We start from the raw sequence: 22,728 nt of genomic DNA on the forward strand, positions 1-22,728 counted from the left end.
GGGCGCGGGATCAGGTCCAGAGGGCCGCCACGAGCACGGTGACGATGCCGAGCCCACCGACCACGTGCACGAGGTTCGGGCGCTCCTGCCCTCGCTTCTGCTTGCCCCGGACGATCTCGGCGAGCGCGACCACCACGAGGGAGAGCAGAAGCTTCACGCCGATCTTGATGTGGTTGTAGTCCTTGTCCAGTGCGGCCTCCCCCAGCCCGACGAGGATCAGTCCCGTCACGAACTGGAGCCGCGCACCCCACACCATCACCTCGGAGATCCGCGGCGCTGCGAGCACCGCGAAATAGCCGCCGACGAGGGCGGCCATGCCGAGCAGGTGGCAGACGAAGAGGAGGTTGTAGACGACGGTCATCTCCGCAGCCTAGCGACCTGCCCGGTCAGCTCGAGACGATTCCGGCCTCGATCGCCGCCTCCCGGTACGACGCGGCGAGGGTGGCGACGGTTTCGTGGGCGTTGAGCCCGCTGGGATTGGGCACCAGCCACAACTCTGCACCCTCGAGGGTGCTCGGCTGTTTGCCCTTCTTCGCTGCACGCTCACCGAATGCCGTGCGATAGGCGGTGATTCCGGCTACGGCGACCACCCTGGGAGCGGTGTCGCGGACGAAGGAGCGCAGGCGCTCGGCGCCGACGGCCAGTTCCTCGCCGGTCAGTTCGTCGGCTTTCGCCGTGGCACGCGGGGCCAGATTGGTGATGCCGACGCCCCGCTCGATCAGGTGGTCGCGATCCGCGTCCGACATGCCTGCCGTCGGATCGATAGGTCGCTCGATGATCCCGGCGCCCAGCAGAGCCGGATAGAAGCGGTTGCCCGGACGTGCGAAATGCGCCCCGGTCGCGGCCGTCCACAGTCCCGGGTTGATACCGACGAACAGCAGGCGGCAGCCCGGTCCGATGAGGTCCGGAACCTCGGCGTCCCGGAACGACTCCAACTCCGCGCGGGTGAAGCTCACAGCCGGCCCGCCTCCGCACTCACAGCCGGCCCGCCTCCGCACTCACAGTCGGCCCGCCTCCGCACTCACAGTCGGCCCGCCTCCGTCAGCCCGGCGACGGTGTCGGCCAGGGTCTCCGCCGAATCGCGGTACTTCACCCCGAGTTCGGTTTCGCTCGGCCGGTCGTCCGTGTCGGGCATCCGCGTGTAGTACTCCATCGCGGCCTCAGAGATCGGAGTGCCGAAGGGGACGAACCGGTCGATCGCGTCCACGAGTCTGCCCACCAGACGCAACGCGACGTCCGGCACCGGGTACACGCCCATCCGTCTGCCGGTGATCGTGGCCAGCATGTCGGCGATCCCGGCGATCGGGATCCGGGGACCTCCGAGCATGAACCGGCGGGCGCCGCTCCCCGACTGGAGGAGGGCGGCGTGCGCTGTGGCCACCTCACGCACGTCGACCATCGTCCATGCGGCGCCCCGCCCGGGCAGACCCCGCAGGTGGACGGCGGCCTCGACTGCCTGGGCGGCCTCGCCGAACTGCTTTCCCGCGGGCGGGCCGACGATCATGCCCGGGTAGGTGATCGCGATGGGTGCGCCGTCGGCCTGCAGGTCACGCGCGTACTGCTCCACGCGCGCCTTGCTGCGGCCGTAGGCGTCGGGGGGCCCGCACACCGGGAGGTCGGGGGTGAGCAGCCGGGCCCCCGGCTGGAACAACGCGGCGATGCTCGAGACGTAGACGATCGGATCGAGGCCGAGTTCGACCGCCGTTCCCAGCACGTTCTGCGCGCCGGCAAGGTTGGTCTGCAGCATCTCCTCCGCGCGACGCGGGTCGACCGCGACGACGGCCGCGGCGTGGATGACGGCATCGCAGCCGTCCAGGGCACGCCGCACGGACGCGGCGTCCGTGATGTCACCGACCACGTGATCGGACGTGTCGAGCCCGAGCGCCGCCGCGCTGGTCACGAGGCGAGCAGGATCCCGCACGAGGAAGCGCACCCGGTGACCGGCGTCCACCGCCGCCTTCGCGCTCCACGCCCCGACGAAACCTGTTCCCCCCGTGACCAATACCAGCAAGGGGAATTACACCGTCCTGGCGAGACGGTTGGCGAGCATCGTGGTGAACCGGGCGGGATCGTCGAGTTCGCCGCCCTCGGCCAGCAACGCCATCCCGTAGAGAAGCTCCGCGGTCTCCCCCAGCGCGGGATCCTCGTTGCGCTCGCCGTGTGCTTCCCGCAGCCCGGTGACGAGAGGGTGGGCAGGGTTCAGCTCGAGGATGCGCTTCGTAGTGGGAACCGGCTGCCCGGACGCCCGGTACATCCGCTCGAGTGCCGGGGACATGCTGAACGCGTCGCCGACGATGCAGGCCGGTGACGTGGTCAGCCGCGTCGACAGCCGCACCTCCTTGACCTGCTCGGTGAGCGCGTCGGCCATCCAGGAGAGCAGGCCCGCGAAGTCCTTCTCCTGCTCCTCCCGCTCCGACTCGTGTGCCTTCTTGTCTTCCTCGGTGTCGAGATCGACCTCACCCTTGGCGATCGACTGGAACGACTTGCCCTCGAATTCCGGAACCGCACCGACCCACATCTCGTCCACAGGGTCGGTGAGCAGCAGCACCTCGAAGCCTTTCGCACGGAAGGCCTCCATGTGCGGTGAGCTTTCGAGCAGCTGCCGGGATTCGCCGGTCGCGTAGAAGATCTGCTCCTGACCGTCCTTCATCCGCGACACGTAGTCTTCCAGCGAGGTCAGCTCCTCCTCGCTGTGGGTGGACGCGAACGACGAGATACCCAGCAGCACATCCCGATTGTCGCTGTCCGACATCAGGCCTTCCTTGACCGCGCGGCCGAACTCTGCCCAGAACGTGCGGTAGTCGTCGGGCCGCTCGGCCTTCAGGTCCTTGATCGTGGTGAGGACCTTCTTGGTGAGCCTGCGGCGGATGGCACGGATCTGCCGGTCCTGCTGCAGGATTTCACGGGAGACGTTGAGGGAGAGGTCCTGAGCGTCGACCACACCCTTGACGAAGCGAAGGTATTCCGGCATCAACTGGTCGCAGTCGTCCATGATGAAGACGCGCTTGACGTACAGCTGCACACCCGTCTTCCCGTCCCGCATGAACAGGTCGAACGGCGCGTGAGACGGAATGAACAGCAGGGCCTGGAACTCGAACGTGCCCTCGGCCTTCATCGGGATGACCTCGAGCGGTTCGTCCCAGGCGTGGGCGATGTGCTTGTAGAACTCCTTGTACTCGTCCTCGGAGACGTCGTCCTTCGAGCGCGCCCACAGCGCCTTCATCGAGTTGATCGTCTCGGACGTCGTGGTGACCTCGTCCCCGCCGTCGCCCTCCGCGGGGACCGTGCGTTCGACGTCCATCCGGATCGGCCACGCGATGAAGTCGGAGTAACGCTTGACGAGTTCCTTGATCTTCCATACCGACGTGTAGTCGTGCAGGTGATCCTCGGTGTCCTCGGGCTTGAGGTGCAGGGTGACGGAGCTGCCCTGCGGGGCGTCGTCGACGGCCTCGATCGTGTACGTGGCCTCGCCGCTCGACTCCCAGCGCGTGGCCTCACTCTCGCCGGCCTTCCGCGTCAGCAGGGTGACCTTGTCTGCGACCATGAACGTCGAGTAGAAACCGATGCCGAACTGTCCGATCAGTTCCTCGGAGGCAGCGGCGTCCTTCGCTTCCCGCAACTTGCGGCGCAGGTCCGCGGTGCCGGACTTGGCCAGCGTGCCGATGAGGTCGACGACCTCCTCGTGGGACATGCCGATGCCGTTGTCGCGGACCGTGAGCGTGCGCTTCTCCGCGTCCACCTCGATCTCGATGTGCAGATCCGACGTGTCGACGTCGAGGTCCTTGTTGCGGAACGCTTCGAGACGCAACTTGTCCAGCGCGTCCGAGGCGTTGGAGATGAGCTCCCGCAGGAACGAGTCCTTGTTGGAGTACACCGAGTGGATCATGAGGTCCAGGAGCTGGCGGGTCTCCGCCTGGAACTCCAGTTGTTCGATTTTCGTGCTCACTTCGATTCCCTTCGAACGCAGAACCCTCGACACCAGATTCGTCGGAATGATATCCCGCGGCAAAATTCCGGATTCATCGCGGCGAGCTTCCGCCGGTGGCCCGTCAGCCGGCGGCGTCCTCCTTCAGGGTGTGCGCGACCAGCGCGTTGGCGTGGCCGTGACCGAGGCCGTGCTCGGACTTCAGCCAACTCACCAACTCCATGTGCTTGGTCAGCTCGGACGACCGGATGAGCGTCTGCCATTCACTGATCGGCCGACCGTACTTCTTCTCGATCGACGGGAAATAGGACGCGGGACCCTTCACTGGTTCAGCCATGCGCGACACGCTAGCGGAACCCGCCGACACATCCTGTCCGACAAGCATCTTCAGGAAGCGACACTCAGACGGAATGTGCCCATTCGGCGAGCTGGGGCGACACCTCCCGGTACCCCCACTCCCCGCTCGAAACAGCGATGACCAAGTCGTATGCCGGACCTTCGGGAGCATCCAGGTCATAGCCGTTCAATCCGTAGAACACGTGAACCGCCAACCAGGACAGCCGCTTGTTCCCGTCAACGAGGGCATGATTCCTCGTCAAGGACTCGAGCAGGACGGCCGCCTTGTCGTGAATCGACGGATACACCTCTTGGCCGAGCAACGACGCCTGCGGACGGTGGGCCGCCGAGTCGAGCAGCCCGAGATCCCGGACCGACGCAACGCCGAGATCCTCAGCCAGCGAGAGCAAGTCCTCGAGAGTCAGATAGTCGATCGTCACCGCGAGAGGCGGTCCAGCAAGGTGGCGTACCGGTCGCGGCCGCGGCGGGACAGAGCGCGAACCCGCTCGTCATGGGTGTGCCGAGCGGCAGCCTCCAGGATCGCGCGAACCGTCGCTTCCTGCTTACTGACGCCTTGAGCGTCGGCGAGAAGCGTCAGCGCACGCTCCTGCTCCTCCGTCAGTCGCAATGTCATGGCCATATGCCGATGATACCAAAGTGGTAGCAGCTGGCCCTGTAACCCGACCTTCGATCAGGACTTAACCAACAGCAGCGTTTCGTCCTCGCGCGGGACCGGCCTCGCGACCGTACTTGTCGGTCACGTCTGTCAACATATCGCCGATTACTTACATCAGATCTTTGGAAACTTGGGGGAAGAATGTCGATCGAATGCGAATGCGGACGTACACCACCGGCGGACTACGAATACTGCGGTTGCGGTTCACCAAATCTAGGATTTTCCTCCGCCACTGAGGTGCTGCCACCGACGCTCCACTTCGGATCCAACAACGACGGAATACAGGCAGGTAACGACATCACTGCCGGCGGCAACTTCATCGTCGGCAAGACTCCAAACGATCCGTTCGAACACCGAACTGAGATGCACCGTCAAGTGAAACGCCGCGTGTGGTTACCGGATAATTGGTTGTCAGTCGTCGGTGTGTCACTAGGAATTCTAGTTGCCATCGTGAATCTGAAGTCGAATCAAAGCAACTACATTGCGACCATCGTGGCCTGTGCAATTGTCGCGTTGAGCGGATTTGCCCTGACGATAAATCTCACATTGAGCGCAACAAGATTTCGACCATTTCGGTTCGGGTTACCAGGCTATGCCCTCGAGAGGGACACCGAAGGACAGACCTTTCTCACAGTTCCGAGGGCACGCTGCCTTTGGTGCCCGACCGAGCGTTACATGCGTCTCCAACCCGTGGAAGGTCTATCTGAGCTGAAATGGGTCTGCCCGGCGAACCCTGTGCAACATCAGATCGGCATTGACTTCACCCAGCTACCGAGCCTCGACTCCGCCTAGTGAAACAAATATTCCGCCGAACGTCACCTTCGGGCAGAAGCTTCCTCGCGGTCGCGCGGGGATCCGTAGGCTTATCGCATGTACCGGTCACGCGCGAAGAATCCGGCAGGGTGACGAAAGTGGCGGAGCTGATTCTGGGACCGCTGCTCAGACATGTCGGCACATCTGACGCGACGGTGTGGGTCGAGACGTCGGAGCCGTGCACCGTCCGGGTCCTCGGCCACGAGGAACGCACGTGGAACGTCTCGGGTCACCACTACGCGCTCGTCGTCGTGGACGATCTGGGACCGGGATCGACCACTCCGTACGACGTGACCCTCGACGGCCGTCCGGTGTGGCCGCTGCCGAATGCCGTCCCGTCGGTGATCCGCACGCTCCGCGAGGACGACGACACCCTCGTCCTGACGTTCGGATCGTGCCGGTTCGCCACGATGTCCACGACGGAGGACAACCGGCACCTCGGCGCCGACGCCCTCGACGCCTACGCGGTGCGGATGGCCGGACAGTCCCCGGACCGGTGGCCCGACGCCCTGCTGCTGCTCGGGGACCAGGTGTATGCCGACGAACTCTCCCCCGAGACCGAGGCGCGCGTCGCCGAGATCCACGACGTGAAGGAGCCACCCGGCCCGCAGGTGCGCAACTTCGAGGAATACACCTGGCTGTATGCCGAATCATGGTCGGACCCTCAGGTGCGCTGGCTGATGTCCACGGTGCCCACGTCGATGATCTTCGACGACCACGACGTGCGGGACGACTGGAACACCTCCGAGTCCTGGCGCGACGACGTCGAGGCGACGTCGTGGTGGGAGGAGCGTATCGTCGGCGCGTTGTCGTCGTACTGGGTCTATCAGCACCTCGGGAACCTGTCGCCGAGCCTCCTCGCCGAAAACGATCTGTACCAACGTGTTCGGAAGCACGGCGGCGACGTCGAACCGATGCTCCGGGAGTTCGCGTCCGCCGCCGACGAGGAGGCGGACGGCGCGAAGGGCACGCAGTGGTCGTATCGCCGCGACCTCGGAGTCGCGAGGCTGCTCGTCATCGACTCGCGGTGCGGGCGCATCCTCTGCGGTGGTCGCCGCGAGATGGTGTCCGACCCCGAGTTCTCCTGGATCGAGCGTCAGACCGAGGGCGACTACGACCACCTGCTCGTCGGGACGTCGCTGCCGTGGCTGCTGCCCCGCGCCCTCCACGACCTGGAGTCCTGGGACGAACGCCTCGCCGCCGGATCCCGCGGCCCGCGGGTGGCGGCCTGGGCCGAGAAGATCCGGCGCGCGGCGGACCTGGAGCACTGGGCTGCGTTTCGTGACTCGTTCGACCGGCTCGCCCGGCTCCTCGCCGACGTCGGCAGAGGTCACCGGGCCGGGCCGGGTGGGCGCGCGCCGTCCACCATCTCGGTGCTGTCCGGCGACGTCCACCACGCCTACGCCGCGCAGGCGCACTACCCCGAACCGCTGCAGTCACTGGTCTATCAGCTGACGTGCTCGCCCCTGCACAACTACGTACCGGCCGCCATGAACGTGACGTTCCGGATCTCGTGGCGGCGCGCCACCGAGCGGACCGTGCGTTTCATCCTGGGCCGGGTGTCGCGGGTGCCGCCCGTTCCTCTCGACTGGTCCAAGGTCGCCGGACCGTTCTTCGGTGATCAGGTGGCGACCCTCCACCTGAAGGGAAGGTCGGCCCGCCTCGTGATGGAACAGGCCCGCAACGACAGCGACGGCACACCCCGGTTCAAGACCATGACCGACCTCGAACTGGCAACGGGAAAGGACTACTGACGCTGCTCGGCCGCCGCCTTCAGCTGCGCGAGCCCCTTCTCGAAGTCCTTACCCACCATCTTGTCCATCGGGAAGACGACTCCCACGATCCTGAAGAAAAGGTTGTTCTTGCCGGTCATCTGCCAGCGGACGGTCGTGCCCGCGCCGTTCGGTTCGAGGAGGAACGTTGTGACGTTCTCCGCCTTGAACGGTTTGAGGAAGGTCAGGTCGAGCACGACCTTCGAGCCGGGCACCGACTCGGTGATCACCATCTGTCCCGAACCCGCCTTGCGATTGCCCTCCCAGGCGTAGGATGCGCCCACTCCCGAATCCGGGCCGGAGTACGTGCGCTTCAGATCGGGATCGACGTCCTCCCACGGCGACCACGCCTGCCACTTCCGGAAGTCGTCGAGGAGGGGCTGAACAACGTCGGGGCTCGCATCGATGACGGTGGAACGTTCGACGAGGAACTCGGCCGAAGCCATGCGGTCTCCATTCGGTGTCGGGTGTGGCGGACCGAGGTCGCGACCACCTCTTCACGTGGAAGATAACGCCTCGCCACCGGTCGCGCGCGCGGTATCGTCGGGAGCGACCCGTACGACATGGTGGGGGTAGCAGTGACGACCGAGACGGATCTGATCCGCAATATCGCTCTGGTGGGGCATCAGGGCAACGGGAAGACGACGCTCGCGGAGGCGATGCTCTTCCGCGCCGGTGTCGTCACGCGACCCGGACGTGTCGAGAGCGGCAACACCGTGCTCGACACCCAACCGGAGGAACACGACCGCACCCAGTCGCTGACGCTCGGCCTGGCTTCGTTCTCCTGGAACGACTACCGGATCAATCTTCTCGACCCGCCGGGCTACGCCGATTTCGCCGGCGACGCGATGACGGCGCTCCGGGTCGCCGACGTCGCCGTGTTCGTGATCGACGGGGTCAGCGGTCTGCAGGTGAACGACGAACTGCTGTGGCAGGCGGCCACCGAGCGAGCCATCCCGCGCATCCTGTTCGTGAACAAGATGGACAAGGAACGGGCGTCGTTCGACGCCGTCCTGGCCGGGATCCGCGACCATTTCGGGTCCGGAGTCGAACCGGTCGACCTGCCCGTCGGCGAGGCGTCCGCGTTCACCGGCGTCGCCGACCTCCTCACCGAGCACGTCATCCTCTACGACAGCGGGTCCGCGAACACGAGCGACGAACTGCCCGCCGACATCGCCGACCGCGAACACGAACAGCACGAGCATCTCGTGGAGGACGTCGTCGAGATCGAGGACGACCTGCTCTCGAAGTACCTCGACGGCGAGGACATCTCCGTGTCCGAACTCGAGCACGCGCTCCGCGCGGGTTTCGCCGCGGGCTCGCTGTGGCCGGTGCTGTGCGGGTCGGCCGTCGATGCGATCGCCGTCGACCGGTTGCTCGACTTCGTGTGCCGGATCGCGCCGGCACCGTCGGAGGTCCCGGGCATCGAGGTCCGCGGTGACGGGGACCGGGTCGCCGAGGTGCGGTGCGATCCGTCCGGCGACCCGCTCGCGTACGTCTTCAAGACGCAGACCGACGAATACGTCGGGCAGGTGGCGTTGCTGAAGATCCTCTCCGGCAGCGTGCACGCGGACGATGTCTTAATCAACCAGCGCACCGGCGCGAAGGAGCGCCTGCACAATCTCCTTCGCGTCCTCGGCAGCAAACACACCCCGATCGACAGCGCGGAGGCCGGCGACATCGTCGGCGCCATCAAACTCACCGATGTCTCGACGGGCGACACCCTCGCGCCGATCGGCTCACCGCTCACCGTCCCCCCGATCGTGCACCGCCGTCCCGTCTACGGACTCGCGGTGGCCGCCGAGAGCGCCGGCGACGAGGACAAACTCGCGACAGCCCTGGCCGAACTCGTCAGCGACGACCCGACGCTGGAGGTCACGCGCGACAGCGAGACCCACCAGACGGTGGTCCGGGGCGCCGGCGACGTGCACGTGCAGGTGGCGCTGACCCGGTTGAAGCGGCGGTACGGCATCACCCTTCTGACCGAACCGGTCAAGATCGCGTACCGCGAGACACTGCTCGGCACCGTGGAGACGGAGGGCCGCCACAAGAAGCAGAGCGGCGGCCACGGCCAGTTCGGGGTGGCGACGGTCCGCTTCGAGCCGCTCCCCCGCGACAAGGGCTACGAGTTCGTCGACGAGACCCGTGGCGGTGTGATACCCAAATCCCTCATTCCCGCGGTCGGAAAGGGGATCGCCGAATCGATGGGACGCGGAGGCAGGCACGGGTTTCCGCTCGTCGACCTGCGCGCCACCGTCCTCGACGGCAAGCATCATTCGGTCGACTCCGACGATTTCAGCTTCCGGATGGCAGGGGCGCTCGCCCTCCGTGCGGCCATCGACAAGGTGGGCACTCTCGTCCTCGAACCCGTCGACCACGTCGAGGTCACCGTGCCCTCGACGCTGCAGGGTGACGTGATGGCGGATCTCGGCCGGCGACGCGGCCAGATCGAGGGCACCGAACCGGCAGGGGACGGCGAGGTCACTGTCATCGCCTCGGTGCCCACGAGCGAGGTCACCGACTACCCGGTCGCCCTGCGCTCGATGACGCACGGGCGTGGCCGTCTCGCACTGAGCTTCAAGTGCTACCAGGAGCGGCCCGAACCGCGCTGACAGTGCCCTTCCAGCGTGCACGCAGCGTTCTCCCAGCTTCCCGCGGTGTAGTGGTGTCTCACTCACAGAGGAAGGGCATCGATCATGCGTTCACAATTGGTTCGCGGCATCGGTGGAGCGGCGATGGCAGTAGGTCTCGCATGTTCCGTCGTCGCGTGTAGTTCGGGCGAGTCTTCGTCCGGCACTTCGTCGACCGGCACCGCCGGCAGCGCTGTGCAGGGCGGCTCCGGCGACAGCGCTGTGCAGGGCGGCTCCGCCCCCGCGGCGATGAGCGACGAACTGCAGGCCTGCCTCGAGGAAAACGGCGTGCCAGCACCGCCCGACCAGGCCGGCGGCGGGGCACCGGGCGGGGTGGCGCCACCCAGCGGCGAAATGGCACCGCCGGAGGGCGACGGTTCGGCCCCACCCCAGGGCGGCGCGCCGGACGCGTCGAGCGCTCCTCCCGGGATCGACAGTTCGACGTGGGCGGCGGCGCAGGAGGCCTGTTCCTCGCTGGCGACGGGCACCACGGGATCGTGAGCGGTCGTTAGATCTCGCGACCGGCCCTCAGCCGCGCGGCGAGTTCCGCGCGGCTGCGGACCCCGGCCTTCGCGTACACCGATTTCAGGTGGTCCTGGACTGTGTTCGCGGTGATGCCGCGACGTCGTGCGATCTCGGACGTCGCGTAGCCGGCCAACACGTCGGCGCACACGTCACGCTCGCGTGCGGTCACCGCATACGCTGCAAGTAACAACCCGGTGAGCTCACCGCCGGCGGCGGGTTCGAGGGTGACCACCGTCTGCGGTTCGTCGCCGCCGATCAAGGCCGTGGCGCGCACCAGAATCCAGCCGCCCTCCGCGTCGCGCACACGCGCCTTGAAGATCCCCGAACCGCTCGACCGCGCCCCGAACGTCGCGGCCCGCAACACCACGGTCAACCTGCCCGGGGCGACCTCGTCGAAGCGGTCCTGCCAGCCGCGGGCAGCGGCCGTGAGTGCAATCGGATCGCCGGCGGCGTCGGTGACCACCACCGCCGGACCCTGGTCGCCGCGACCGGAGATTGCCGGGGCGTGCACGGACGCGGCCCGCGTCGCGACCGCCAGGCCGGGAGCCACGAGTGTGAGGAACTCGAGCTCACGATCGGTGAAATCCGGCCCGGACCGCACGAATCCGGCTGCGCCCCAGCACACCCCGTCGACGCTGAACACGATTCGGACCTCGCTGCCGATCCCCAGCGGCGCCCACACCGCGCCGTGGCGGAGGCTGTGCGCGACCGCGTCCGCGGGTAGGTCCGAGGCCCGCGCGACGGTCCGGCCGCTGCGGGCGAGTTCGGCGAACGTGCCCGGATCTTCGCCCTTGTACTCGGATTCGGCGAGCAGCGGTTCGTACTGCTGCGGTATCCGGCTGCGCCCGCTGGTCATCGAACTGATCGCGAGTGTCTCCGGGTCGAGCATCGCCCAGCACGTCAGGTCGGTGCGCACCGTCTCCCCGACCAGTTCGATGGCGCGCTCGTGCAGCTGCGTGACGCCGGCTCCCGCTCCTGCGAACGCGAGCACCTCCCGCCGCAGCTTTTCCGCCCGGACCTCCAGCATGACCACAGTATGCGCTGGTCACAGGCACACCACCATCCCAGATTCCGGGGATGGGTAGAGCGGTGAGCCGGTCCTACCGTCGCAGTATGTCCACCCACGTTCACGTAATCAGAGCAGGCGACGGCAGGCGGCTCACCGCGCCGGACGCCGACATCACGGTCCTGGTCGGCGGCGATCACACCGGCGGAACGTACGAAGTCTTCCTCGTCGAAGCGTCCCGGACCGCACCGGACGGTCCACTGCACGCCGAGCCGTGGTCGAAGTCCTACCACGTGCTGCGCGGCCGGATACTCGTCCAGGCCGGGGACACCGGGCACGAACTCGCGGCGGGGGAAACGGTCGCCATCGAGGCGGGAACGATGAATACGTTCACGGTCCTCTCCGAGTCCGCCGACTTCCTCCTCGTCGCCGCCGGGGCGTCCCACGGCCGCTTCTTCGGTGATCTCGACATGGTCGGCCGTGGCGGGCACTCGCCGGAGGTAGTGGCCCGACTGCTGCACGAGGTCACCGACCGCTATGGCGTCAAACTCGCGACCGGGGCGGGTGCGTCATGACCGTCGTCGCGCAGATCGCCACCCTGGTCGCCGCCGGCGTGCATCTGCTGGCATTCGTGTGGGAATCGCTGCTGTTCCGCAGACGGTCGGTGCACGAGGGCATCTTCCGTATCCCGGGGGGCGACGTGCCCGCCGCCCATCTGTGGGCGTTCAACGTCGGCTTCTACAATCTGTTCCTCGCCTCCGGCGCCATCGCCGGCGTCATCCTGTGGTGGGCCGGTCAGGACACGCCTGGTCGCACACTCGTCGTCTACACCTGCCTCTTCATGTTCCTCGCGGGCATCGCCCTGGCCGCGTCGGATCGCATGGCGCTGAGCCGGCAGCGTGGCGACGGCGTCGTTGGCGCACTGTCACAGAGCGCGCCGCCACTGGTGGCTCTGATCTCGCTGGCGATCGGGTGACAACCCTTCGCAGTCGATTGCCAGAAACTTCTCAGGGTCGACCGATCGAATCCTTATCGTCCGTCGGCATGATGGACGCCATGCCCCAGGTGACCGTTCTCGCCATCGGTGGTACCGGAGAGTCCCACCCCGATGACCACCGGCGCCACGTCTCCGGACTGTTGTGTGACGTCACCGACGCCCTCGACGACCGATTCGAGTCTCGGTGGGTCGGCTATCCGGCGTCGTACGGGCCGGTCGCCGCGGGCGGGCTCAGCTATCGGCAGAGCACCGAGGTCGGCGTCCGCCGGTTGATCGACGCCATCGACGACGTTCCCGGACCTGTCATGCTGATCGGGTACTCGCAGGGATGCACCGTGATCCGTGAGGTGCTCGGACAGATCGCCACCGGCACCCTGCGCTCCGGCAACCTCGCCGCCGTGGGTCTCGTCTCCGATCCCGAGCAACCGGCGGGAGTGGCCCCGGGATGCTTCGGGCGCGGTGTCGCGGGTGTCGGCGCGCCGATCCCCGAGTCGATACCGGTCCAGTGGATCGCGCACCCGGACGACATGATCTGCAATGCCAGCGAAGACAGCTATGTCCGCGACATCGCCGACCTCACGCGGTGGATGTCATTCCGCGCAGTTCGGACGTGGCTCACGCAGACGTGGGAACTGATCCGCAGCAACAGCTTCCAGAATGCGGGCAAGACACGATTCAGCCCTCGGCAGTGGCGCACCGACGCCCGTCGCCTGCGGACCGCGATGATCGAGGTGCTCGGCTACCTTCCGCCGCACCTCGCCTGGCGCGGTGTGCGTGTCGTCAACACGCGGGGCGGGCGGCACATCGCGTACGCCAGCGAACCACTCGACGCGAGCGGGCTCACCGGATGTCAGATTCTCGCCCAGTGGCTGCAGGTACGGGCGACGTTCGAACCGCCCCTGCGCGTCGCGGCGTGACGGTCGGGCATCGCCGCGTGACCGCAGCGGGGTGAGCATCCGGCGGGGTTCGCGCAGGGCCACGGCGACGGCGTCGCTGCGAGGGTGGGCGGCCTCGCCCGGCCCGGGGGCGACCACGAGGTCTTCCGGTCCCGGGATCGTGCCGCAGTGGGGGCACCGCCCGAAACGGTCGAGTTGCGTCCCGCATTCGGCGTGCGAGAACACCCGGCCGGGATAACTGCCGGGCGACACGTACTGCTCACCCCATTGGGAGAGCGCATAGATGCTCGGCCACAGCGCCTTTCCCGCCTCGGTGAGTTCGTACTCGGGATGACCGCCGTCGGCGACGCGGACGAGGACACCGGCGTCGACGAGTGCGCCCAGCCGATCCGTCAGGACGGCGCGGGAGATGTCGAGGTGTGCGAGGAGATCGCTGAAGCGGCGGACGCCGTAGAAGCAGTCGCGCAGCACGAGCATCGTCCACCGCTCGCCTACTACTTCGAGCGCGCGAGCGAGGTTGCAGTTCTGCTGCGAGTACCCGGTTCCCAGTGCCATTTCCCCATGCTAGCCCAACTCGGTCTTGTCACCAGACCAAAATAGTTCTAAGTTCAGTCTCGTGAACAGACCAACCGCGGTTGCCCCACCCGTCCGAGCCCACGCACCCCGCCCGGGAACCACACTGTCCGTCGCGTCGCTCGGCACGTTCGTCGCCCTGATCGCGTTCTGCGCCCCGCTCGGCAACATGCCCACCGTCGCCGCGGCGCTGTCGGCGGGCCCCGCGGCGCAGACGTGGATTCTCAGTTCGATGAGCGTGGGCCTCGCCGCGGTCCTGCTGACCGCGGGCGCGCTCGCCGACGACTACGGCCGGCGCCGGGTGTTCCATTGGGGCGCCTGGCTTCTCGCACTGGGAGCCGTGGTCGGCGCGGTCAGTCAGGAACCCGTCCTGTTCATCGTCGGGCGACTGATTCAAGGGGTGGCAGGCGCAGCGCTCATCGCGGCCAGCCTCGGCGCCGTCGCCCACGCCTTCGCCACTCCGGCGGCACGCGCGACGGCGAGCGGGATCTGGGGCGCGAGCGTCGGCGCAGGCATCGCGGTCGGTCCCGTGCTCGCAGGACTCCTCGACCTCGCCGGATGGTGGCGCGGCCTGTACTGGGCACTCGCGGTCGCATCGCTCGCGATCGGACAGGTCGCGACGCGCGCACTGGCGGAGTCACGGTCCGCCGTCCCGAAGCGGATCGACGTCCCCGGTGCGGTCACGCTCTGCGCCGCGATGGTGCTGGTCCTCGTCGCACTGGTCGAGGGCAGGCAGGGCAACACTCCCGCCACCGCCCTCTGCGGTATCGGCGCCGCCGTGTTCACCCTCGCGTTCGTCGGCGTCGAGCGGCGGCGCCCGTTCCCGATGCTCGACCTCGCCTTGTTCCGCCGACGCGACTTCCTCGCCGCCACCCTCGCGGCCCTCGCCACCGGGGCGGGCATCATCGGTCTGATGTCGTTCGCGTGCACGTTCCTCGTCAAGACGATGCACGTCAGCACGCTCGCCGCAGCCGGGGTGATCGCGCTGTGGTCCGGCACGAGCGTCGTGGCGTCACTGCTGGCGCGGACACTCCCAGCGCGGCTCGCCGGGACCCCGCAACTCGTCATCGGACTCGCCGGCGTCGGCGTCGCCATGCTCACGATGACGGGCCTGTCCCCCGACTCGTCGCTGCTGCGCCTCGTCCCGGGCCTGCTGCTCGCCGGCATCGCCAGCGGGTTGCTCAACGCCGGCCTCGGCCGGCAAGCCGTCGCCAGTGTCCCCGCCGACCAGGGCGGACTCGGCAGCGGCGCCAACAACACCGCCCGCTACCTCGGCTCCTCCATCGGCGTCACCGTCGTCAGCATCATCGCCCTCGACCCCGCAGGCACCATCGACGGCATGGTGACGGGCTGGAACCACGCCGCCGTCACCACCGGGCTGATCTCACTCGTCGGCGCAGGAGTCGTCGGGGTGCTGGTGCGAAGAACCGCCGTCAGACGTTGAAGCGGAACTCCACCACATCGCCGTCGGCCATGGTGTAGTCCTTGCCCTCCATGCGGACCTTGCCCGCGGCCTTGGCGGCGGCCATGGATCCGGCGGCGACGAGGTCGTCGAAGGAGACGATCTCGGCCTTGATGAAGCCGCGCTCGAAGTCGGTGTGGATGACGCCGGCGGCCTGCGGGGCGGTGTCGCCTTTGTGGATGGTCCAGGCGCGGGATTCCTTGGGACCTGCGGTGAGGTAGGTCTGCAGGCCGAGGGTGTGGAATCCGGTCCGGGCGAGGGCGTGCAGGCCGGGCTCGGACTGTCCGATGGAGTCGAGCATTTCCTGCCGGTCCTCTTCGTCCAGTTCGAGGAGTTCCTGCTCGACCTTGGCGTCGAGGAACACGGCGTCGGCGGGGGCGACGGAGGCGCGCAGTTCTGCGACCTTCGCTTCGTCGGTGAGCACGGCCTCGTCGGCGTTGAACACGTACAGGAACGGTTTGGTGGTGAGCAGGCTCAGCTCGCGCAGCAGCGCGAAGTCCAGCTTGTCCTTCGCGCTGAACAGGGTCGTGCCCGAGTCGAGGACTTCCTGCGCCTTCAGCGCCTCCTCGTGGATGGGCTTGAGCTCCTTGTTCTTCTTCGCTTCCTTCTCCAGGCGCGGCAGGGCCTTCTCCAGCGTCTGCATGTCGGCGATGACGAGCTCGGTCTCGATCACCTCGATGTCGGATGCCGGGTCGACGCGGCCGTCGACGTGCACGACGTCGTCGTCGTGGAAGACGCGAACCACCTGGCAGATAGCATCGGCCTCGCGGATGTTGGCGAGGAACTTGTTGCCGAGGCCGGCGCCCTCGGAGGCGCCCTTGACGATGCCGGCGATGTCGACGAACGACACCGTGGCGGGCAGGATGCGCTCGGAACCGAAGATCCGGGCGAGCTCGGACAGCCGCGGGTCGGGCAGTTCGACCAGGCCGACGTTGGGTTCGATGGTCGCGAACGGGTAGTTCGCGGCCAGCACGTCGTTGTTGGTCAGCGCGTTGAACAAGGTGGACTTGCCGACGTTGGGCAGTCCGACGATTCCGAGGGTAAGGCTCACGGTCGTTGGATTCTACGGCGTCGGCGCCGGATCAACGACCACGCCCTCACCAGCTGTTGGTATTGCTGTTCGCGACGAGGGCGATGATCAGGATGGCGTACCCGATGACGAAGACGACGATCAGCGCCACCCAGATCCACAGAGCGATCTTGCCGAGCCCCTTGGCGCGGTCGGACGCGTACTGGGCACCCTGGTAGTCGCCCATCGCCCACTTCGGGTAGACGTCGTGGACGTGGTTGAACGCGGCGAACGCGAGCGGCCAGAAGAAGAGGACGGCGGCCACCGCCCACCCGGCGTTCGACGGCGGCAGCGGCGGCGGGCCGTACTGTCCCGGGTAGGGCTGCGCCTGCGGCTGTTGCTGCTGCGTCGGGTACTGGTAGCCATAGGCACCCGTGTCGCCCGGCTTCGGCGGCACCGGATTGCTCGACGATTCCGGATTGGTCGGTGACTCCGACATGACGCCCCCCTGTCGTGGCAGCTGACCTCGTGCCTCCACTATCCCATCCCTCGCCACGTGAGTGGGAAAGTGCACCGGAGTACGCGTCGGCACTCACGTGAGGTTCTAGTCTCAGCACGTGACCCGATGGTTGATCGTCCTCGCGATATGGATCCTCGGACTGGGCGCTCTCGCCCTGACCGTCGCTGTGGCCACGGGATGGTGGTGGTTCGCCGCCCTCCTCCTGCTCGCGACTGCCGCTCTGGGCACGTGGGACCTGCTGCAACGGCGGCACAGCGTTCTGCGGAACTACCCGGTGCTGGGGCACGCGCGGTTCCTGCTGGAGAAGATCCGCCCCGAGATCCAGCAGTACTTCATCGAATCGTCCACGGATGGAACGCCCTTCGACCGCGACACCCGCGACCTCGTCTACGAGCGCGCCAAGGGCACGCTCGCCGAGGAGCCGTTCGGCACCGAGCGGGACGTCCACGCCGTCGGCTACGAGTTCATGGTCCATTCGCTGCGCGCACGGATGGCCCCGCCCGAACCGCCGACCGTCCGCCTCGGCGGACCGGACTGCGAACAGCCCTACGACATCGCGCTTCTCAACGTGTCGGCGATGAGCTTCGGCTCGCTCTCGGCCAACGCCATCGAAGCCCTCAACGCCGGGGCCGCGCGGGGCGGGTTCGCGCACGACACCGGCGAGGGTGCGATCAGCCCCTACCACCGCAAGCACGGCGGCGACCTGATCTGGGAGATCGCGTCCGGCTACTTCGGCTGCCGGGCGGAGGACGGCCGGTTCGACCCCGCCAAGTTCGCCGAACACGCGGCACTCGACCAGGTGAAGGCGATCTCGATCAAACTGTCGCAGGGCGCGAAGCCCGGACTCGGCGGGGTGCTGCCCGGCGCGAAGGTGTCGAGGGAGATCGCCGAGACGCGCGGCGTGCCGGTCGGGAAAACGGTGATCTCCCCGCCTGCGCACACCGCGTTCTCCACCCCGAACGGGCTCATCGACTTCATCGTCACCCTGCGGAAGCTCTCCGGCGGCAAACCCGTCGGGTTCAAACTGTGCGTCGGATCGCGCATCGAGTTCCTCGGCATCTGCAAGGCGATGCTCGAACGCGACGTCACCCCGGACTTCGTCATCGTCGACGGCTCCGAGGGCGGAACCGGTGCGGGTCCAGTGGAATTCGAGGACAACATGGGCATGCCCCTCACTGAGGGGCTGATGCTGGTGCACAACGCGCTCACCGGCACCGGCCTGCGGGACCGCGTCAAGATCGGCGCGTCCGGGAAGGTCGCCAGCGCATCCGACATCGTCAAACGGATCATCCAGGGCGCCGACTTCACCCTGGCCGCCCGCGCGATGATGTTCGCCGTCGGGTGCATCCAGGCGCAGATGTGCCACACCAACCGCTGCCCCGTCGGGGTGACCACCCAGGACCCGGCGCGGACCCGCGCACTCGACGTCCCCGACAAGGCGGCCAGGGTGTTCCGGTTCCAGAAGTCGACGGTGGCAGGCGCCCGGCAGATGGTGGCGTCGATGGGCCTCGACAGCTTCGACCAACTGACACCGGCGATGCTCAACCGCCGGATCGACGGCGTCACCACCCGCACCTACGCGGAACTGTACGAGTGGCTGATGCCCGGCGAATTACTCGAGGACCCGCCGTCGGATTGGCTGACCGACTGGATCGATGCCGACTCGACTCGCTTCTGACGTCGTTTTTTCGTCGAACTGAACGTCGGCGCAATAGGGTGACGGGGGCCACAAAAGATGTGGCACCTGTCGACGGCGTCGCCCCTGGCACACAATGACGACGGGGACGCCGGGAAGGAGTTCGCGATGGCCCTGAGAGCCGCCCCCGAATCCGAGGTCGAGTACCTGAAAACGGATCCGGATCTGCCGCCGGTCGGCGTCGTGGACCGCACCCCGATCTCACCGGCGGCGCGGATCACGTTCGCGGTCCTCGGCCTTCTCGGCGGCATCGCCTGGGTGATGATCGCGTTCGTTCGCGGCGAGAACATCAACGCCGTCTGGTTCGTCGTGGCCGCCGTCTGCACCTACCTCATCGCCTACCGCTTCTACGCGCGGTTCATCGAGCGCAAACTCGTCCAACCCCGTGACGACCGGGCCACGCCCGCCGAGATCCTCGAGAACGGCAAGGACTACATGCCGACGGATCGGCGGGTGCTGTTCGGGCACCACTTCGCCGCCATCGCCGGCGCAGGCCCCCTCGTCGGCCCCGTCCTCGCCGCCCAGATGGGTTACCTGCCCGGCACGCTGTGGATCATCATCGGCGTCGTCTTCGCCGGAGCCGTCCAGGACTTCCTCGTCCTGTGGATCTCGACGAAACGCCGCGGCCGCAGCCTCGGCCAGATGGCGCGCGACGAACTCGGCGTCGTCGGCGGTGTCGCCGCCATGATCGGCGTCTTCGTCATCATGATCATCCTCATCGCGGTGCTCGCCCTCGTCGTCGTCAACGCGCTCGCGGAAAGCCCGTGGGGTGTCTTCTCCATCGCCATGACCATCCCGATCGCCCTCTTCATGGGCGTCTACCTGCGGTACCTGCGCCCGGGCAAGGTCGCGGAGGTGTCGCTGATCGGCGTCGTGCTGCTGCTCCTCGCCATCGTCTCCGGCGGCTGGGTGGCCGACACCGGATGGGGCGCCGACTGGTTCACGCTGTCCAAGGTGACCATCGCCTGGCTGATGATCGCCTACGGTTTCGCCGCCTCCGTCCTGCCCGTGTGGCTGCTCCTCGCCCCGCGCGACTACCTGTCGACGTTCATGAAGATCGGCACGATCGTCCTGCTGGCCATCGGCATCCTGGTCGCGCAGCCCGCCATCAAGATGCCCGACGTCACGACGTTCGCCATCCAGGGCAACGGCCCCGCCTTTGCGGGTTCGCTGTTCCCGTTCCTGTTCATCACGATCGCGTGCGGCGCGCTGTCCGGCTTCCACGCCCTCATCTCCTCCGGCACGACGCCCAAACTGCTGGCGAAGGAAAAGCAGATGCGGCTGATCGGCTACGGCGGCATGCTCACCGAGTCGTTCGTCGCGATCATGGCGCTCGTCACCGCGTGCATCATCGACCAGCACCTGTACTTCGCGCTGAACGCGCCTGCCACCCTCACCGGCGGAACCCCCGAGACGGCCGCGACGTATGTGAACAGCCTCGGACTCTCCAGCCCGAACATCTCCGCGGACACCCTCGCGCAGGCCGCGGCGGGCGTCGACGAGGAGTCGATCATCTCGCGCACCGGCGGTGCCCCGACGCTCGCGTTCGGCATGTCCGAAGTGCTCAGCCAGTTCCTCGGCGGCGCTGCCCTCAAGTCGTTCTGGTATCACTTCGCGATCATGTTCGAGGCGCTGTTCATCCTCACCACCGTCGACGCCGGCACCCGGGTCGCCCGGTTCATGCTGTCGGACTCGCTCGGCAACTTCGGCGGACCCGCCCGCAAGTTCAAGGATCCGTCGTGGCGCATCGGCGCGTGGGTGTGCTCGCTCGCCGTCGTCGGACTGTGGGGCGCCATCCTCCTGATGGGCGTCACCGACCCGCTCGGCGGCATCAACACCCTGTTCCCGCTGTTCGGCATCGCGAACCAGTTGCTCGCCGCGATCGCGCTGACGGTGGTCCTCGCCATCGTCATGAAGAAGGGCCTGTTCAAGTGGGCCTGGATTCCCGGTGTTCCCCTCGTCTGGGACCTGATCGTCACCATGACCGCGTCCTGGCAGAAGATCTTCTCCGGCAACACCTCCGTCGGCTACTGGTCGCAGCACGCCGCGTTCAAGGAGGCGAAGGAAGCGGGCAAGACCAGCTTCGGATCCGCCAAGACCCCCGAGGCCATCGACGCCGTCATCCGCAACACGTTCATCCAGGGCACCCTGTCGATCGTGTTCGCCGGCCTCGTTCTCGTCGTCGTGGTGGCCGGAGCGCTCGTGTGCCTCAAGGCGTTCCGGGCCGGTGGACTGCCGACCACCGAGGCACCCGAGGAACCGTCGAAGATCTTCGCACCGGCCGGGTTCGTCACCACCGCCGCCGAGAAGGAACTCGACAAGGAATGGAACGAACTCATCGCCTCCGGCGCGGTTCGCGCACCCGGCGCGGCACACACCCACACGGACAGGGCACATCATCATGATGAATAGGGTCGTGGGGGCCGTCCGGACCGCCTGGTGGTGGACGGGGGCGCTGATGGGCGACCACGACTACAGCAGGTACGTCGAGCACCTTCGCCGCCACCATCCGGACGCCGAGGTGCCGAGCGAGCGGGAGTACTGGCGAGCGCGCTACGCGGACGCCGACGCCAACCCGGGCGCCCGCTGCTGCTGACCTCACCGTGCCGGCCCGGCGTTCCCCAGTACTGTCAGTACTGATCGGCTGAGCAGACACGGCAGGGAGGACCATCTGTGACGGAGAAGGAAGCCCCGGCACCGTCCGGGAGCGCGGTCACGAAACCGGACCGCGGGCACCTCATCGGGGTGGGTGCGATGTGGCTGGCCAAGTGGTCGCTGGTCCTCGCGGCAATCGCGCTGGGCGCGTTGCTGTTCGGATGGATCATCGAGAAGCTGTGGGTGATCGTCCTCCCCGTGCTGCTGGCGGTGGTGGTGTGCACGGTGCTGTGGCCGCCGACGCGCGCGATGACGAAGCGACGCATCCCCCCGGCGGCGGCCGCCGCGACGACGCTCGTCGTGTTCATCGCCGTCGTCGCCGGGATCATCGCCGGCATCGTGCCGTCCGTCGTCAGGCAGGCCCCCGAGCTGGCCAACAAAGCCACCCAGGGCATCAACCAGGTGCAGGACTGGTTGAAGGGTCCACCGATCAACCTGCAGGACGATCAGATCGACCAGGGCATCCACACGATCATCGTGAAGGTCCAGGAGAGTGGAACGGTCATCGCGTCCGGTGTGTTCACCGGTGTCAGCACCGCCAGCTCGCTGCTGATCACGCTGGGCCTGGTGCTGGTGCTGTCGTTCTTCTTCATCAAGGACGGCCCCCGGTTCATCCCGTGGCTGCATTCCGTCAGCGGCGGCCGCGCGGGCCGTCACCTCGAAGAGGTGCTGGGCCGCATGTGGGACACCCTCGGCGGGTTCATCCGCACCCAGGCACTGGTCAGCCTCATCGACGCCGTCTTCATCGGCGCCGGACTGGTGATCCTCGGCGTGCCGCTGGCACCGGTCCTCGCGATCCTGACGTTCATCGGTGGCTTCATCCCGATCGTCGGTGCGTTCGTCGCCGGCGCACTCGCCGTGTTGGTCGCGCTGGTCGCCAACGGTCTCACCACCGCCGTGATCGTGCTGATCATCATTCTCGTGGTGCAGCAGATCGAGGGCAACGTGCTGCAGCCGGTACTCCAGAGCAAGAGCATGAAACTGCACGCCGTCGTGGTGCTGCTCGCCGTCACCGCCGGTGGTTCCGTGTTCGGGATCGTCGGAGCCTTCCTCGCGGTGCCCGCCGCCGCCGTCGCCGCCGTGGTGGTGCGCTACATCGGTGAGCAGATCGACGAGCACAGCGCCGAAAGCAACATCCCCGACGCCGTCGCCGCGAACGAAGACCTCGACGACGCCGAACGGGAGGGCGTCACCGTCGACGAGACCGCCGTCGCGTCCAAGCCGGACTGACCGGCGG

23 protein-coding genes and 1 pseudogene are annotated in these 22,728 nt (G+C 67.4%); 12 read left to right on the plus strand and 12 right to left on the minus strand.

What is annotated here, in order from left to right; genetic code table 11:
* Nucleotides 1–10 precede the first annotated feature (10 nt).
* The 7 genes from AC1DWT_RS17490 to AC1DWT_RS17520 form a co-directional block, all read right to left on the minus strand.
* Complete coding sequence (locus AC1DWT_RS17490; protein ID WP_072940606.1) at nt 11–361, minus strand: hypothetical protein; 351 nt, start codon at nt 359–361, stop codon at nt 11–13.
* A gap of 25 nt (nt 362–386) precedes the next feature.
* A complete protein-coding gene (locus tag AC1DWT_RS17495; protein WP_095861113.1) occupies nt 387–956 on the minus strand; it encodes a mismatch-specific DNA-glycosylase in 570 nt (189 codons plus the stop codon).
* 65 nt (nt 957–1,021) lie between these two features.
* Nucleotides 1,022–2,011, minus strand: coding sequence for an SDR family NAD(P)-dependent oxidoreductase (locus AC1DWT_RS17500; RefSeq protein WP_095861114.1), 990 nt, complete (start codon nt 2,009–2,011; stop codon nt 1,022–1,024).
* Between the two features lie 6 nt (nt 2,012–2,017).
* Entirely contained in the window at nt 2,018–3,946 is a 1,929-nt protein-coding gene (gene htpG, locus AC1DWT_RS17505) for a molecular chaperone HtpG (protein ID WP_477921550.1), read from the minus strand.
* A 103-nt stretch (nt 3,947–4,049) separates the two neighbouring features.
* Nucleotides 4,050–4,262, minus strand: a complete 213-nt coding sequence (locus AC1DWT_RS17510; RefSeq protein ID WP_072940613.1) for a DUF4287 domain-containing protein — start codon at nt 4,260–4,262, stop codon at nt 4,050–4,052.
* 64 nt (nt 4,263–4,326) lie between these two features.
* On the minus strand, nt 4,327–4,701 hold the full coding sequence (locus AC1DWT_RS17515; protein ID WP_072940616.1) for a type II toxin-antitoxin system death-on-curing family toxin: 375 nt from the start codon (nt 4,699–4,701) through the stop codon (nt 4,327–4,329).
* On the minus strand, nt 4,698–4,901 hold the full coding sequence (locus tag AC1DWT_RS17520) for a CopG family transcriptional regulator (RefSeq protein WP_072940618.1): 204 nt from the start codon (nt 4,899–4,901) through the stop codon (nt 4,698–4,700). Before AC1DWT_RS17520 ends, AC1DWT_RS17515 begins: the two co-directional genes overlap by 4 nt.
* A gap of 177 nt (nt 4,902–5,078) precedes the next feature.
* On the opposite strand from AC1DWT_RS17520, the gene AC1DWT_RS17525 reads away from it, so the two are divergent.
* The gene (locus AC1DWT_RS17525) at nt 5,079–5,729 is read left to right on the plus strand and encodes a hypothetical protein (RefSeq protein WP_477921553.1); all 651 of its coding nucleotides are present in this window, start codon (nt 5,079–5,081) and stop codon (nt 5,727–5,729) included.
* Nucleotides 5,730–5,848: 119 nt separating this feature from the next.
* Entirely contained in the window at nt 5,849–7,504 is a 1,656-nt protein-coding gene (locus AC1DWT_RS17530) for an alkaline phosphatase D family protein (protein WP_072940621.1), read from the plus strand.
* Here AC1DWT_RS17530 and AC1DWT_RS17535 read toward each other — a convergent pair.
* Nucleotides 7,498–7,968 carry an SRPBCC family protein gene (locus AC1DWT_RS17535; protein ID WP_072940624.1) on the minus strand — a complete coding sequence of 157 codons (471 nt, stop codon included), beginning with the start codon at nt 7,966–7,968 and terminating at the stop codon, nt 7,498–7,500. The two genes, AC1DWT_RS17530 and AC1DWT_RS17535, sit on opposite strands and share 7 nt — an antisense overlap.
* Nucleotides 7,969–8,100: 132 nt before the next feature.
* Between AC1DWT_RS17535 and fusA the strand changes: the two genes are divergently transcribed.
* Together fusA and AC1DWT_RS17545 are read left to right on the plus strand one after the other, a co-directional pair.
* Entirely contained in the window at nt 8,101–10,134 is a 2,034-nt protein-coding gene (gene fusA / locus AC1DWT_RS17540) for an elongation factor G (RefSeq protein ID WP_477921555.1), read from the plus strand.
* Nucleotides 10,135–10,218: 84 nt separating this feature from the next.
* On the plus strand, nt 10,219–10,653 hold the full coding sequence (locus AC1DWT_RS17545; RefSeq protein WP_378680170.1) for a hypothetical protein: 435 nt from the start codon (nt 10,219–10,221) through the stop codon (nt 10,651–10,653).
* 7 nt (nt 10,654–10,660) lie between these two features.
* On the opposite strand, the gene AC1DWT_RS17550 is transcribed toward AC1DWT_RS17545, so the two are convergent.
* Nucleotides 10,661–11,704 (minus strand): helix-turn-helix transcriptional regulator, encoded by a 1,044-nt coding sequence (locus AC1DWT_RS17550; protein WP_477921556.1) that lies wholly within the window; start codon nt 11,702–11,704, stop codon nt 10,661–10,663.
* Nucleotides 11,705–11,790: 86 nt separating this feature from the next.
* On the opposite strand from AC1DWT_RS17550, the gene AC1DWT_RS17555 reads away from it, so the two are divergent.
* From AC1DWT_RS17555 to AC1DWT_RS17565, 3 genes are all read left to right on the plus strand, one after another.
* Nucleotides 11,791–12,258 (plus strand): cupin domain-containing protein, encoded by a 468-nt coding sequence (locus tag AC1DWT_RS17555; protein WP_378680164.1) that lies wholly within the window; start codon nt 11,791–11,793, stop codon nt 12,256–12,258.
* Nucleotides 12,255–12,659, plus strand: a complete 405-nt coding sequence (locus tag AC1DWT_RS17560; protein WP_072940634.1) for a DUF1304 domain-containing protein — start codon at nt 12,255–12,257, stop codon at nt 12,657–12,659. Before AC1DWT_RS17555 ends, AC1DWT_RS17560 begins: the two co-directional genes overlap by 4 nt.
* A gap of 68 nt (nt 12,660–12,727) precedes the next feature.
* Nucleotides 12,728–13,597, plus strand: a complete 870-nt coding sequence (locus AC1DWT_RS17565; RefSeq protein ID WP_477921558.1) for a PE-PPE domain-containing protein — start codon at nt 12,728–12,730, stop codon at nt 13,595–13,597.
* A 6-nt stretch (nt 13,598–13,603) separates the two neighbouring features.
* Here AC1DWT_RS17565 and AC1DWT_RS17570 read toward each other — a convergent pair.
* Nucleotides 13,604–14,131 (minus strand): annotated as a pseudogene (locus AC1DWT_RS17570) (winged helix-turn-helix transcriptional regulator); the annotation flags it as partial.
* A 61-nt stretch (nt 14,132–14,192) separates the two neighbouring features.
* Between AC1DWT_RS17570 and AC1DWT_RS17575 the strand changes: the two are divergent.
* Nucleotides 14,193–15,593, plus strand: a complete 1,401-nt coding sequence (locus AC1DWT_RS17575; RefSeq protein WP_072940639.1) for an MFS transporter — start codon at nt 14,193–14,195, stop codon at nt 15,591–15,593.
* Here the strand turns inward: AC1DWT_RS17575 and ychF are convergent.
* Nucleotides 15,583–16,662, minus strand: coding sequence for a redox-regulated ATPase YchF (gene ychF / locus AC1DWT_RS17580; RefSeq protein WP_072940641.1), 1,080 nt, complete (start codon nt 16,660–16,662; stop codon nt 15,583–15,585). The genes AC1DWT_RS17575 and ychF overlap by 11 nt on opposite strands.
* A 46-nt stretch (nt 16,663–16,708) precedes the next feature.
* Nucleotides 16,709–17,119, minus strand: coding sequence for a CD225/dispanin family protein (locus AC1DWT_RS17585; protein ID WP_095861116.1), 411 nt, complete (start codon nt 17,117–17,119; stop codon nt 16,709–16,711).
* Between the two features lie 118 nt (nt 17,120–17,237).
* On the opposite strand from AC1DWT_RS17585, the gene AC1DWT_RS17590 reads away from it, so the two are divergent.
* The 4 genes from AC1DWT_RS17590 to AC1DWT_RS17605 all read left to right on the plus strand — a co-directional run bounded on the left by AC1DWT_RS17590 (nt 17,238) and on the right by AC1DWT_RS17605 (nt 22,721).
* A complete protein-coding gene (locus AC1DWT_RS17590; RefSeq protein WP_477921561.1) occupies nt 17,238–18,818 on the plus strand; it encodes an FMN-binding glutamate synthase family protein in 1,581 nt (526 codons plus the stop codon).
* 126 nt (nt 18,819–18,944) lie between these two features.
* A complete protein-coding gene (locus tag AC1DWT_RS17595; RefSeq protein WP_072940737.1) occupies nt 18,945–21,248 on the plus strand; it encodes a carbon starvation CstA family protein in 2,304 nt (767 codons plus the stop codon).
* Nucleotides 21,241–21,432, plus strand: coding sequence for a YbdD/YjiX family protein (locus tag AC1DWT_RS17600; protein ID WP_043826878.1), 192 nt, complete (start codon nt 21,241–21,243; stop codon nt 21,430–21,432). Before AC1DWT_RS17595 ends, AC1DWT_RS17600 begins: the two co-directional genes overlap by 8 nt.
* Before the next feature lie 77 nt (nt 21,433–21,509).
* On the plus strand, nt 21,510–22,721 hold the full coding sequence (locus AC1DWT_RS17605; RefSeq protein ID WP_072940647.1) for an AI-2E family transporter: 1,212 nt from the start codon (nt 21,510–21,512) through the stop codon (nt 22,719–22,721).
* Nucleotides 22,722–22,728: the final 7 nt, after the last annotated feature.

The sequence above is a fragment of the Rhodococcus sp. P4_B6 genome (genome assembly GCF_056402215.1).